8 protein-coding genes and 2 pseudogenes are annotated in these 13,817 nt (G+C 65.9%); 4 read left to right on the top strand and 6 right to left on the bottom strand.

The features are described from left to right. Positions 1-93: 93 nt before the first annotated feature. Positions 94-978, top strand: coding sequence for a LysR substrate-binding domain-containing protein (locus KY501_RS06560; protein ID WP_224361729.1), 885 nt, complete (start codon positions 94-96; stop codon positions 976-978). Positions 979-992: 14 nt separating this feature from the next. Here KY501_RS06560 and KY501_RS06555 read toward each other — a convergent pair whose 3' ends face one another. Together KY501_RS06555 and KY501_RS06550 are read right to left on the bottom strand one after the other, a co-directional pair. After that, positions 993-1,742, bottom strand: coding sequence for an NIPSNAP family protein (locus KY501_RS06555; protein WP_224361727.1), 750 nt, complete (start codon positions 1,740-1,742; stop codon positions 993-995). A 126-nt stretch (positions 1,743-1,868) separates the two neighbouring features. Next, a complete protein-coding gene (locus tag KY501_RS06550) occupies positions 1,869-2,942 on the bottom strand; it encodes a type IV pilus twitching motility protein PilT (RefSeq protein WP_224362325.1) in 1,074 nt (357 codons plus the stop codon). 683 nt (positions 2,943-3,625) lie between these two features. Between KY501_RS06550 and fusA the strand changes: the two genes are divergently transcribed. Then, complete coding sequence (fusA, locus tag KY501_RS06545) at positions 3,626-5,734, top strand: elongation factor G (RefSeq protein ID WP_224361726.1); 2,109 nt, start codon at positions 3,626-3,628, stop codon at positions 5,732-5,734. Positions 5,735-5,810: 76 nt separating this feature from the next. Here the strand turns inward: fusA and KY501_RS06540 are convergent, their stop codons facing one another. Further along, entirely contained in the window at positions 5,811-7,265 is a 1,455-nt protein-coding gene (locus KY501_RS06540; protein ID WP_224361725.1) for an MFS transporter, read from the bottom strand. Between the two features lie 1,231 nt (positions 7,266-8,496). On the opposite strand from KY501_RS06540, the pseudogene KY501_RS54555 reads away from it, so the two are divergent. Then, positions 8,497-9,369, top strand: a pseudogene (locus KY501_RS54555) (serine/threonine protein kinase); the annotation flags it as partial. A gap of 859 nt (positions 9,370-10,228) precedes the next feature. Here the strand turns inward: KY501_RS54555 and KY501_RS06530 are convergent. Further along, positions 10,229-11,101: a hypothetical protein gene (locus KY501_RS06530; RefSeq protein WP_224361723.1), complete on the bottom strand. Its 873-nt coding sequence runs from the start codon at positions 11,099-11,101 to the stop codon at positions 10,229-10,231. A gap of 182 nt (positions 11,102-11,283) precedes the next feature. On the opposite strand from KY501_RS06530, the gene KY501_RS06525 reads away from it, so the two are divergent. Further along, entirely contained in the window at positions 11,284-12,375 is a 1,092-nt protein-coding gene (locus KY501_RS06525; RefSeq protein WP_224361722.1) for a hypothetical protein, read from the top strand. Between the two features lie 303 nt (positions 12,376-12,678). Here KY501_RS06525 and KY501_RS06520 read toward each other — a convergent pair. Both KY501_RS06520 and KY501_RS06515 read right to left on the bottom strand, forming a co-directional pair. Beyond that, positions 12,679-13,554 (bottom strand): annotated as a pseudogene (locus tag KY501_RS06520) (hypothetical protein); the annotation flags it as partial. 33 nt (positions 13,555-13,587) lie between these two features. Next, positions 13,588-13,817 (bottom strand): IS3 family transposase (locus tag KY501_RS06515; RefSeq protein WP_224361720.1); only part of this gene is annotated, 230 nt, incomplete at its 5' end.

The raw sequence follows: 13,817 nt of genomic DNA, 5'->3' as shown, positions 1-13,817 counted from the left end.
CTCCTCGTGGACGAGGGGAAATCTACGCGCCGGGCTCGATTCGTCTAATCGTTTGTTTCCATGGGGTCGATAGGCACCATCTATGATGGGGGAATGGAGCTCCGCCACCTGCGCTACTTCTCCGCCGTCGCCGAGGTGCTGCACTTCGGCCGCGCGGCCCGACGCGTCCACGTCTCCCAACCCACGTTGTCGCAGCAGATCCGCCAGCTCGAAGAGGAACTGGGGACGCCGCTCTTCGAGCGTGCGCGGAGCGGCGTGCGGCTGACCCAGGCGGGAGAGCTGTTCCGCACCTACGCCTCACGCGCGCTGGAGGACGTGGATGCCGGGAAGGTGGCGGTGGGAGCGCTGCGGGGGCTGACCACGGGAACGCTGCGAGTGGGCTACCCCCCGAGCATGCGAGGCGTCGTGGTGCCCGCGCTCGCGGCCGTGCTGCGCAGGCACCCGGGGCTGGAGCTGAGCGCTGAGGAGGCACTCGTGCGCCGGGTGGAGCGGCGGCTGGCGGACGGCAAGCTGGATGTGGGGCTGGCCTACGCGCCCGCCCGCCTTCCGGACCTCGACGCGGAGCCTGTCTTCGACAGCAAGCTGGGGCTCGTGGTCGCGCGGGGGCATGCGCTGGCGAGCATGGAGTCCGTGGGAGCAAAGCAGCTGGCGAACGAGCCCTTCGCGCTGCTCTCCCCAGGTCTGCGCGTGCGCACGCGAATCGATGCATGGTTCGCCGCGACGCGGATCGCGCCCCCCGTTGCGCTCGAATCGAACGCGGTGGCCACCGTGCTGGCCATCGTGCGAGCGGGCCTCGCCGTCACCGTGCTCCCCGAGCCGCGCCTCTCCGAGGCCGAAAAGTTGGTGGTGAAGCGGCTCTCCCCCACTCCGCGCTCGGAGCTCGCTGCACTGCTCTGGCGCAAGGGAGCCCCCCGCCCGCCCGCAGCGGAGCTGTTCGCGGCGGAGGTGCGGGAGCAGGCAAAGGCGCTCCCAGCGTAGGCCTGGAAGCGAACTCAGGCCCGCAGGCTTGATCGAGCCGTGGGCGAGAGTCTCAGGATCTCAGGCGAGGACTTCAGCCAGCGCTTCAATGCCGGCTCGATCTGCTCACTCCAGGCCCGAGAGTCCTTCAAGCGAGCCAGACGCTCACGATAGGCACCAAGCGGGAGCAACGCCGAGAACCAGACCAGAACGTTCTCCCCTTCCCTCACTGGCAGGGCTGGAAAGTCGTTGGCGCTCGCCTCCGTCTTGAAGTGAGCCATGACAGGGATGCCCGCCGCCTCCACTGCGGGCTTCAGCTCCTGCTCGAAGAAGCGGAGCACCCCATCGTCCACAGCCGACTCGAGCGAGTACACCGTGGCGACGATCTCCCCCTGAGAAATCTCAGTGGCGCCCACGGGGGGCCGCGCAACCAGGTGCCGCTCGAAGCCAGAGCCGAGCCGGGTGGGCGCGAGCTGCAGGACGTTCGTCGAGTCCACCATGGTGGCGTTGGCGGCCTCGCGATGCCTTTTCCAGACGGGACCGCCGTAGAAGGCCGCGAGCGCGCGAGCCCGCTCCGCCCTCTGGGGGAAGCCTCTCAGCCAGACGAAGCGATCCGGCCTGTCGAGATCCCGGAACTGCCCCAGGATCCGCATCCCCAAGGCCTCCTGGCTCTCGACGAACTCGCGATCGAACAGCTCGATGAGCGTGTCCCGCTGTCTTGGATGCAGCGTGTACTGCCGAAGCTCAACGAGGGTGCAGTCCGGTCCACCTGGCGCCGTGGCCATCTCTGGGTTCTCCGCGGGGGGCTGTGTGCCAGCAACGCGCTGGCACCACGCACTGTCCCCCGCCGGAGTGGCCATCCGAAATGACCACTTCCGCCGGACTTCACATGACCACTGCGTCCGAGCCGCTCACTCGAACTCGAGAGCGCGCGCGAAGTCGGCGGGGTTGGTGGCCGCGCCCTGCGCCGTCTCCAGGGTGATGATGCCGCCGCGGTACAGCTGGCTCAGGTGCTGATCGAAGGACTGCATGCCGTAGGTGTCGCGGCCCTTCTCGATGACGTCCTTGAGCTCGTTGGCGCGGTCCTCGCGGATGTACTCCTGGACGGTCTTCGTCTGGACCATGATCTCCAGCGCCACCGCGCGGCCCTTGTTGTCCCCGCGAGGCAGCAGGCGCTGGGAGACGGTGGCCTTGAGGCTGTCGGCCAGACGCATGCGCACCATCGTCTGCTCCTCCGCGTTGAACACGGAGACCAGACGGTTGATGGTGCGCGAGGCGTCCGTCGTGTGCACCGTGGAGAGCACCAGGTGGCCCGTCTCGGAGGCCTTGAGGGCGATGTCGATCGTCTCCGTGTCGCGCATCTCGCCCACGAGGATGACGTCCGGGTCCTGCCGGAGTGCCGCGCGCAGCGCCATGGCGAAGCTGCTGGTGTCCGGGCCGATCTCTCGCTGGGAGATGGAGGACTTGACGTTCTTGTAGATGAACTCGATGGGATCCTCGATGGTGAGGATGTGCAGGCTCTCGTTGTGGTTGATGTGGTTGATCATCGCCGCCAACGTGGAGCTCTTGCCCGAGCCCGTGGCCCCCGTCACGAGCACCAGACCGCGGTCCTGGCTGGCAATCGTCTTGAGGACCTCCGGCAGCCCGAGCCCCTCCATGGTGGGCACATTCGCCGGGATGATGCGGAGGATGACCGCGAGCGTGCCTCGCTGCCGGTAGATGTTGACGCGGAAGCGCGCCACGCCGACCAGGCCGTACGAGCCGTCATGCTCTTGAAGGCTGTCGATCTGATTCTTCACGTTCGGCTCGTGAATGAGGTGGAGGGCCACCTCCCGCGTGTGCTCGGGCGCCAACTTGTCCATGCGAAGCGGACGCAGCACACCGTTGACGCGGTAGATCGGCGGATCACCGGGGCGAAAGTGGATATCCGAGGCGCCGTTCTGCACGCCCACCGTGAGAAGCTTGTCGAGTGTAGCCTTGTCCAGGACTCTGACCTCGCGAGAGTCCAGGACCCTAGCACCCTGGGGCCCGATTCCAGAAGGTTCTGCACCTTCTACCTGGGTTCACCCCATGTCCCTGGCCAGCCGGGAGGGAGCCTGGGTGTCCCCCCGCTCGGAGGCACCGTGACCTTCCCGGCACGGCCCCCTTCCAACGCAAGCCCCACGAGTAGCAGCTTCCCTTCTACGCGCCGTTCAGGTGGCCCTGGGTGTCGATCCGTCCGTGCAGGGGAGCGCTCCGGGGACTGCGCCTGCTCGCCCTGAGGCAACGGGTAAAGACAGACACCGGTTGACAACGGGCGCCTCTGCCTTAAATATGGGCCCGTCATGAGGCCCGTCTCCACCATTCTGGGTGTGCCGTTCGTGCGCGTACTCGCGCCGATGGCGGACGTGCATCTGGCTTCCCGCAACAAGGTGCTGCTCGACATTTGATCAGGCGGACCGAGGTCCCCTGGCTCGCGGGTGTACTGGTTCCCGTGTGCCGAGAGGACTCGGTTCCGCCTCGGATCAACCTCGGCCTTCGTGTGTCCTCACGCTGACCTGAGCGCCCTCTGAGGGCTGCTCCCGGGCATGCGTGTGTCCGCTCGACGGGCCGCGGGCCAATTCCTCTTCAACCAGTGTCTGTCTTTCGACCCGCGGGTGGTTTCACCCGGCGGGAATGGGATGTTTTTATGTCTCGCACGACACGTATCGAGCGCTACCGCAACATCGGCATCATGGCCCACATCGACGCGGGCAAGACGACGCTCACCGAGCGGATCCTCTTCTTCACCGGGCGCATTCACGCCATGGGCGAGGTGCACACGGGCTCCACCGAGATGGACTGGATGGTGCAGGAGAAGCAGCGCGGCATCACCATCACCTCGGCGGCCACCACCGCCCTCTGGAAGCCGATGCGCGGGCCCTTCGCGGGCACCGCTCACCGCATCAACATCCTGGACACGCCCGGGCACGTGGACTTCACCATCGAGGTGGAGCGCTCGCTGCGCGTCCTGGACGGCGCGGTGGCGGTGTTCGACGCCAGCCAGGGCGTGGAGCCCCAGTCGGAGACGGTGTGGCACCAGGCCAACCGGCACGGTGTGCCCCGCATCGCCTTCCTGAACAAGATGGACAAGGTGGGCGCGGATTTCGCCATGAGCGTGCAGTCCATCCGCCAGCGGCTGGGCACCAACCCCGTGCCGGTGCAGTTGCCCATCGGAGCGGGAACGGAGTTCCGCGGGCTCGTGGACGTGGTGCGCATGAAGGCCTTCTTCTTCGACGAGGCGTCGGGAGAGCCCTCCGAGGCGAGGGAGATCCCCGAGCCGCTGCGCGCCGAGGCGGAGGCCCTGCGCCTGCGGCTCATCGAGGCGTGTGCGGACGTGGATGGCACGGTGATGGGCAAGTACGTGGAGGGACGGGTGGCGGAGATCACGGAGGAGGAGTTGGAGCGTGCGCTCCGCACGGGCACCGTGCAGCGGCAGTTGGTGCCGGTGCTCGTGGGGGCGGCCTTCAAGAAGAAGGGTGTGCAGATGCTGTTGGATGCAGTGGTCAACTACCTGCCCGCTCCGTCGGATCTTCCGGCGGTCGAGGGCGTGACGCCGGATACCCAGGTAAAGGTCACCCGTCCGGCGAGGGATGAGGAACCCGTGAGCGCGCTCGTCTTCAAGCTCATGCACGACAAGGCGGTGGGGAGCATTGCCTTCCTGCGCGTCTACTCGGGAACGCTGCGCACAGGCATGGCCGTGCTCAACACCCGTCAGCAGCGCCGCGAGCGCGTGGGAAGGCTCATGTTCATGCATGCCAACAAGCGCGAGGAGGTGGACGAGGTGCATGCCGGCGACATCTGCGCGGCGCTGAACCTGCGCGGGGTGCGCACCGGCGACACGCTGAGCTCGCTGGAGGCTCCGGTGGTGCTGGAGTCCGTGCACTTCCCCGAGCCGGTCATCCAGCTCGCGGTGGAGGCGCGCACTCGGGGGGACCAGCAGAAGATGGAGGAGGGACTGGCGAGGTTGGCGGCGGAGGATCCCTCGCTGCACGTGGAGGTGGACGCGGAGAGCGGGCAGCAGTTGCTATCCGGAATGGGAGAGCTGCACCTGGAGATCGTGGTGGATCGCCTGAGGACCGAGTACGGCGTGGAGGCGCGGGTGGGCCAGCCCAAGGTGGCCTACCGCGAGACGCTGCGCCAGAAGGTCCGCCAGGACTACCGCCACGTGCGACAGACGGGCGGGCCGGGACAGTACGCCCATGTGGTGCTCGAGGTGGGGCCTGGGCCGAGGGGCTCGGGGCTTGTCTTCGTGGATGACACGCGCAACGGCGTCATCCCGAAGGAGTTCGTCCCCGCCATCGAGAAGGGCGTGGCGGGCGCGATGCAGCGGGGCGTGCTGGCGGGCTACCCGGTGGTGGACGTGGAGGTGAAGCTGGTGGATGGGAGCACGCACGTGCGGGACTCCACTCCCCAGGCGTTCACCGTGGCGGGCTCGCTGGCCTTCCAGGAGGCGGCTCGCCAGGCGGGCGTGCGGTTGCTGGAGCCGGTGATGGACGTGGAGGTCACCACACCGGAGGAGTTCCTCGGGGACGTTCTCGGGGATCTGTCCTCTCGGCGGGGGCGTGTGCGGGGGATGGAGGGCCATGGGGCGGTGCGGAACGTGTCCGCGCAGGTGCCCATGGCCAGCCTCTTCGGCTACGTGACGAGCCTGCGAGGCCGCACGCAGGGCCGCGCCATGGCCACTCTGCGGCTGGCCACCTACGAGCCGGTGCCTGACGCGATGCAGGAGTCAGTGGTGGTGGCGGCGCAGCAGTAGGAAGGAAGTCAGGGCCCCGGGAACCAACCGTGTCCCGGGGCCCGCGCGGGTGGGCGCCCCCTTCGCCCGTGTCGAATCACCCGTGCGAAGTGGACGATGCGTGGGGTGGCGCTGCGGCAGGACTGTTCCCCGCCGCATTCCGCCCACGAATTGCGGCGAAGAGCACGCCCACCGCCGCCACTCCCGCGGCCACCTGGAGGCCCCGGCTGACCGCGAGGCTGAGAGCTTCTGCGGAGTCAGGCTCGGAATGGCCGGTGAGCATCGTCGTCAGGATGGCGCCCGCGAGTCCCACGCCCAGCACCATTCCGACGTTGCGAGCGGTCGCAAGTACTCCCGAGGCAATACCCTGCCGGTGGCGTGGTGCCGCACCCATGAGCGCGCTGTTGTTGGGCGCGATGAAGACGCCCGTGCCCAGTCCACACACCGCGAGCCCCAGGGCTATGTGTGTCAGCGACGTCTGCGGGCTGAGAAACGACTCGAGCAGGAGCCCCGCCGAGAGCACGGTCATGCCCACGATCGCGGGCCACCGGGAGCCGATGCGATCGGACAGCGCTCCGCTCAGGGGAGCGGCCACCATCATCACGAGCGGCTGAGCAGTCAGGAGCAACCCGGCCTGGGCTGGGTTCATGCTCCGCGCCTGCAGCAGGTAGAACGGGAGCAGGAAGACGAGGCTGTAGATGCAGATGTAGTTGAGCAGCGCGCTCGCGGTGGCGGCGGAGAAGGTGGCGTGGCGGAAGAGGCTCAGATCGAGCATCGGGGCCCGGACCCGCCGTTCCACGGCAACGAAGATCGCGAGCAGCACCGCAGCCCCGGCGAGCAGCGCCACGATGGCGGGCGAGCCCCAACCCCAGGCGTGCCCCTGGTTGAGCCCGAGCAGCAGGGCGACGAGTCCCGCCAGGAAGAGCACGGCGCCGGTCCAGTCGAAGGACTCCCCTGCTTCGGCGGGAACGTCACGCGGCACGAAACGGAGACTCAACGCCACCGCGACGATTCCCACGGGAACGTTGATGTAGAAGATGGAGCGCCACCCGAAGGTCTGCGTGAGCCAGCCACCGAGCGAGGGCCCCACGGTGAGGCCCAGGTACGTCATCATCGCCTGGAGCCCGAGCACCCGGCCGCGCTTCTCGGCAGGGAAGCTCTTGGTGAGAATGGCCGGCGAGTTGGCGAAGAGCATCGCGGCGCCCACTGCCTGCAGGGCGCGAAAGGCAATGAGCGCGTGGACTCCTGGCGCCATGCCACACAGCGCGGAGCTGATCACGAAGCCGCCAAACCCGAGCACGTACACGCCCTTGTGGCCGCGCACGTCTCCCAGGCGGCCAAAGCCCAGCAGCAGCCCGCTGACGGAGAGCAGGTACACGGTCACCACCCACTCGATGGTAGCGACGTCCGTGTGCAGGGCCTCACGCATCACCGGGAGGATGGCGTTCACGACGCTTCCATCCAGCGCGGACATGAAGGTGCCCACACCGACAGCAATCAACACCCAGGTTCCCGAGGCCCGCGCAGAGGAATGTGTCGTGGAATCAGCCATGGTCCGCTCGAGGAGCCCGTGGGTACCACGCTGGAGAGGGACCGTCGCTTCCGATCTTTGCTTCGGGCACCTTCCCACCGGCATTCGTCCTCCAGGCTACGATTCAGCCATGGAGCAAGTCTCCTGAGGGCGTATGGCCGCTGTTACAAGCTGCTCTGTACCGTCCGGGCATGCTCCCATTGAGGCGGTATGGCCCCGCTGTCGCGCTGCTCTCTCTGTGCTTGGGATGGAGCCAGGCGCCTGCTGCCGAGCCCGACCCTTCTGCGAAACGGCGCTCGAACCCTACATCCACGAACCGCTCGTCGGAGCGCAAGGCGGAAGGTCCAGCCGAACTGGCTGCGGCGATCCATCTCTACGAGCGGCTCGATTTCGAGGCAGCGCTCGAACAGCTCGGAGTCGCGAAGTCCGCAGGTTTGAGTGCCGACGAGCGGGTCCTCGCGCTCCTTTACGAGGGGATCATTCTGGCCAATCTCAGCGATGTGCAGCGTTCGAGCGATACTTTTCGTGAGGCGCTCCGCCTCCAACCCTCCGCGACCCTGCCGGTCGCTGTCTCACCCAAGGTGGAGCAGGTCTTCCGAGCGGCCATCGATGACATCCACCAGCAACTCGCAGTTCGTTCCACCCCAGTCCCACCGTCGAAGGAACCGGGAGTCTCTGCCTCTGCCACGCCGAGCACTACTTCTGAGCCGCCTTCTGTACAAACGCCAGGAGAAGCGACGCACTCACTCGCTGGCGAGAAATCACCTCCTACACGTCCTCAGCTTGACCGTGAGGCAGTCTCTGCCTCATCGGTCCAGGACAAACAGGCAGCAAACTCCTCAGAAGCCCTTACCGAATCTCGTGCTCCCACGAAGGATGCTTCATCACCCACGACTCCCTTTGCCCCTTCTTCCGCTGCTCCCTGGGTACCCGCCCCGTCTCCTTCACCTGAACCCTCCCCACGAGCCACTGGCTATCAGGTAGCCATAGCAATTGGTGCAAACCTGGCGGTGGCAGGGCTCATCGTCTACGGATCCGCATCCACAGGAAGAGTCCGCACCACCCGAGATCCTGCGCTTCGCCCGGTGGCAGCAGCGGTTGGCCTCAGCGGCCTTGCTCTGATTAGCATAGGCCTGGGGCTCCAAGCTTTCCATCAAGAACAAGTCCAGCCATCTCCTCAGAGCAGCCTCCAACCTGCCCTCTCGCTCAGTCATCAGGGTGCTTCCCTGGGCGCTCGACTGTCCTTCCAGTAATGAAGATTGGGCGCTACGAGGTTATTCGGAAGCTCGCCGCCGGTGGCATGGCCGAAGTGTTGCTCGCCAAGGTGGCTGGCCCCTTCGGATTCGAGAAGACCCTCGTCCTCAAGCGAATCCTCCCCCACCTGCTGGATGAACCCGCCTTTGTGGAGATGTTCCTCGCCGAGGCCAGGCTCGTCGCCCAGCTCAATCACCCGCACATCGTCCAGATCTTCGATTTTGGCGAAGCCGACGGCTCCTACTTCGTCGCCATGGAGTACATCGACGGCCCCAATCTGCGCACACTCGTAAGACGTGCCAGAGAACTCGACACGTTCCTGCCGTCCACCCTCTGCGCGAAGATGATTGCCGCCGCCGCCGAGGGACTGGCTTATGCCCACGACTTCCGCGACCCGGTGACGCAACAACCCCTGGGACTCATCCACCGCGACATCAGCCCGGACAACATCCTCCTGTCACGTCAGGGCGCAGTGAAAGTAGCGGACTTCGGCATCGCCAAGGTCACGGGTCATGGGCCTCAAACCCAGGCTGGGATCCTCAAGGGCAAGCTCCCGTACATGCCCCCCGAACAACTCCGGGGCCAGCCGCTCGATCGCAGAGCCGATGTCTATGCTCTCGGGCTCGTCTTCTATGAGTTGCTGACCGCGCAGAAGCCCTTCGCCGTCACGGCAGAAGAGGGAATGTTGAATGCCATCCTCTTCGAACCCTTCATCCCCGCGCAGAAGAGGCGTCCCGGGCTCCCCGAGGTCATCCAGCAGATTCTGGATCGCGCGCTCTCCAAGAATCGCGATGAGCGTTATCCAGACTGCCTCGCCCTTCAGGCGGATCTCGAGCAGTTCGTACTATCGAGGGGCGAGCCCCTGGGCGCTCTTCACATCGCTCGACTCCTTGGCCAGATGGAGGCCGATGCGGCGAAGACGACAACGCCGGTGCCTTCCACCGCCGTAGCGCTGCAGGCTCCCGTGCCTCAGAAGCAGCCTCCGTCAGTCCTCCCGTCGCAAGAGGAAGCAGAAACGACACCCGAGAGCCCGACACTCCCCGCAACGCCCCTGCCCTTCCAGCACCCGCAACGAGCAGTCCCTGCCAGCCCCCAGTTGCGTGTCTCCACAGACCACCCGGGTTCCTCCGCCGAGCCCTCCGCAACGAACACGTCCGCAGCGACGATGCGACCACGAAGGAGAGCCCACGTAGCACTCTCCACGATTGCCGCGCTCCTCACAGTCAGTGGCGGCGGATATCTGCTGTGGGGCGGCGACACGGCATCCCCCACTCAGTTCTCCACCTCCACCCCCGTGCTTGAAGTAGCCCCCATCGAGCCGCCACCCGAACATCGTGACCAGGAGCATACTCCGATATCGCAACAAGCCCCGGCACCACTGGCCTTTGCTGCTGACGCGGGACTCCCAGAACCTGCTCCGTTACCCGTACCCGATAACACGCCCGTCCCTCCGCCGACTCCGAGGCCAGCTACCGTCCGTGCCAAGGCCCCGGCTCCTCGTCCCCCGCGTCCGACCCATGCCGTTCCCGGCAAGGCTCGCATCGATTTTCGAGTCCTGCCCTACGCGACCGTCTTCCTGGATGGGAAAGAGATCGGGACGACGCCCTTCGCGGCGATCGAGATCTCGTCTGGGCGCCACATCGTCCGTCTCCTCAACCGTGAGTTCGGCGGAACAGAGACGCGCGACATCAATGTCAAGCCAGGCGAGTTCTTCATCCTCAAGCACAACTTCAGCAAGAACTGACGTCCTCCGCAAAGGCATGCATCGCTCGCATTCGATTGCCCTTATGTGAGGAAGCCATGCCGTGCTGACGCAATCGCGTGCGCAGGCTCTCCGGAAGGAAAAGCCGATCCTGAGGCTTCTTCTTCGAGAACTCCCAGCCAGACAGGTACCTGGCAGCGCCCTCCCACTCCGCCGGTGAGAGATCATCTCGCAAGAGCGCGGACACAATGACCTCCGTGGAGTGATCGAGCAGAAGGACCTCGGGAATCTCCTCGTACACGGGGAAGCCCGACCACGGGCCCTCCCCCTGACCGAACCAGCTCAGCAGCGCGCGCACGCGGGCCTCGGGATCAGGGTAGGCCGCGACCAGTGCCTCCTGGAGTGAATCCCAATCCATCCCTCTGCCGTCGTAGGCAGGATCCCAGAAGGGAGCGAGACAGGGAGGCATGGCCTGGATCCAACGCGCCTCCGCTTTCGAGTCCTCGACGCTGCGCTGCTGGGCCTCCAGGTGCTCCTCCAGGAGCCACGAGACCCCGAGCGAGGCCAGCCAGTCGAGGATGGGGCGCGGCTCGCGCAGGACGCCATGGCTCTTCCAGCGATCCCAGCTGATGGACGTACCATGGTGCACTGTGAGAACGGCCAGGAGCTTCGCGCCGTCATGGAGCTCGAGCGCGACATCCCCGGAGCACATGCACACGACCTGCGGATCCTCCTCGACGAGCTCCAGACTGCGCCCCAACTCGACGAGCTTCTCCGGAGCCCGTACCTCGATGGGCACTTCCGGAGCCTTCTCTCGCATGATCCTGGCAATGCAGACCCAGGTGGTCGAAGCGAGAACTTCAGAGAGTGCCTGCTGCGATGGGGCGACGCGCTCGTTCATGAGGACCTGCTTCCTGGGGGAACTCCTGGGTGCAGCCAGGTGGATGGAGACGCCCCGGGCCCGAATAATGCGCCGAAAATGGGCGCGGGAAGATCTTCCAGGGCGGCCGTTCACGGGGGTGAGCGCGACGAACTCGCTCAAGGTCGTGCAACCCTTCGCTTCCATTCGCTCTGGAGATTCCTGTGAAAAACGTCCTCTTGTCCGCTGTCTGTGTGTGGGTTGTCGCCTGTGGGCCCGCCGACCAGGGTGTGTCCTCGGGACTCCCGGAGACCGAGCCCGGTGCAGAGGCCAGCAAGCCGCTCCCTGGAGTGGCTTCCCCCCCTCTGGAGGGGCTCGGCGCGGAGTTGCCAGAGAAGCGCGCGCTGGGAACAGTGAACGCGGCCGCCGCTTGGAGTGTCGGCCTGAACAAGACCTCCCCTGCCGGCGTTCCCTGGCTGACCCAGAACGTCACGCTGACCGCCACCGCCAACCAGGATGTCTCCTCCACGCCCTACTACATCCGCATCCGTGATGCCTGGGGCGGTCCCATCATCGCCAACTGCGGCACTGGCACGACGTGCTCCGCCAACGTGGTCTCCACCTGGTATCACGTCCACCAGTACCAGGCGTCCATCGAGGACTACTCGGGTAACACGATCATGGCCACGGCGGTGTATTACGTGGACTGGGACTACGTGTTCACGGATCTGTCGGTCGCCTCGAGCACCGTGGGGCTCGGAGCCAGCACCACCGTGAGCGCGAGCGTCACCCGGGATCTGGCAACGGGGCCACTCTACCTCGACATCTACGACGTCACGGCGGGCACCCGCATCAAGAGCTGCGGCACGGGTTATACGTGCACGGCCACAGTCAGCCAGGCTGCGGCGGGAACGCACACGTACAAAGCCTTCCTCACCTCGTCCAACGATGGCAGCGTCTACCCGCCGGCCAACAACTTCGGAGAGACCGCTGTCCGCTACGTGACCTGGACGGGCACTGGCTATACCATCAGCCTCAGCGCGCCGGAGACCTCTTGCGAGAACTGCTTCGTCACGGTGACCGCCACGACGAACATCAACGTGGGCCCTACGGCTTATTACATCACCCTCTTCAACATGAACGGGACGTGGCTAAAGACCTGCGGCACGGGAACCTCCTGCAGCGTCCAGTTCCAGCCCAACGGAACCGAGGAGCTGGTCGCCTTCATCTCCTCCAACAACAGCACGCTGCTGCCCACCAACATCCAGGCCACCTCCAACGTGGTCGAGATCACGGAGCTCATTCCTCCGCATTGATCCACAGTGAATTCGGCACGGTTCAGGAAAAGGGCTCCCAGAGCAACCTGGGGGCCCTGTCTTCGTGGAGTCCCTCATTCTCATCGGCTGCCTGGATGCGAGCTTCGAGTTGATGCAGAAGAACCCGAACAGCTCACAGGAACCCACCATCCACTGAGAAAGAGACCGCTACGGCGTCAACGTTCGCGCCGTGGCGACTCGCGGGGCTTGAGGTTCAACCGGCGCCCGCGGCGCTCATTTTTTGCCGACACCTCCCGGGGCCGAAGGAGGCGAACGCCCCTGGGACCACAGCCTCCTCCACCATCAGGTGCGGTGATGCACGGCGACGCGGAAGAGCTGGGTGAGGGAGTAGTCCAGCAGCGACTGGCACGAGCGCATGTACCGGTGCGCCCGAAGGAACGGAAGCCACACCCGGTTGCCCACGCGCACCTGCGCCTCCTCGAGCTTCTTGCGCGGGATCCACTGCCCGCCCAGGTTGCGCACCAGCACCTGCCCCAGGTACGCGCCCACCGCTGGCACGGCATGCTCATCGATGTCGCGGCGCTCGAAGACTCTCGGGAACTCCTCATGCCAGAACTGGTAGTCCACGTCCGTGAGCGACTCGGGGGTTTCCTTGAAGACCGAGGGCACCTTTGTGTGCAGCAGCGCCACGAGGTGCTCCGCGAGCAGCGAGTAGTGTTCACTGGCGGCCTTGGGGTCCGCCACGTCCGAGGGCAGCGCGGCGACTGCGGGCAACCACTCCTCCGGATCGGGTGGCTCGTAGCGATTGAACTCGGCCACCTTGCGCTGACGCTCGCTGATGGCGACAGCCGCCACCACACGGGCCAGGAGAGGAGCGATGTCTGGATGGAAGCGGGGCTCCACGGGTGCGAGCGTGGCACTGCGCTCCCGCAGGGTGCGCAGGACGGTCTCGAAGTCGAGCTCTGGCCGGAGGTGGACGTGAGCGCGGGCCTGGGCCAGGCGTGCCTCCTCACTGGCGAAGTCAGCTGCGGTGGGACACGTCACCAGCAGGATGGAGCCGTTGGGCAACTCGTCCACCAGGTGGGCCGGCGTGGACAGCATGCGCTCACGGCCCACGGTCTCCACCAGCTTCGGGCCGAAGACGTTGAGCCAATACACCTCGTAGATCTTATCGAAGCCGTCTCTCCGTGAGATCTCCACATCGCGGCCGAAGTAGGGGGTGGGCTTGCCCCGGTTTAGTGGACACGGGAGTTATGCTGCCAACCTATCAGGTAGTGCGGCCCGTTCATAGTCCCTCGGGCTCAGGTAGCCGAGGCTCGAGTGTCGGCGCTTGCGGTTGTAGAAGACCTCGATGTACTCGAAGAGCTCCGAGCGAGCGTGGTGCCGGGTGGGGAAGTTGGTGAGGTAGACCAGTTCCATCTTCAGGCTGCTGAAGAAGCTCTCCACCACGGCGTTGTCCCAGCAGTTGCCCTTTCGGGACA

The organism is Hyalangium versicolor, from assembly GCF_020103695.1.
In the GTDB taxonomy this organism is placed as follows: Bacteria; Myxococcota; Myxococcia; order Myxococcales; family Myxococcaceae; genus Hyalangium; species Hyalangium versicolor.
Note: the sequence above shows the minus strand (reverse complement) of the source record. Positions and strands in the feature narration are given on the sequence as shown.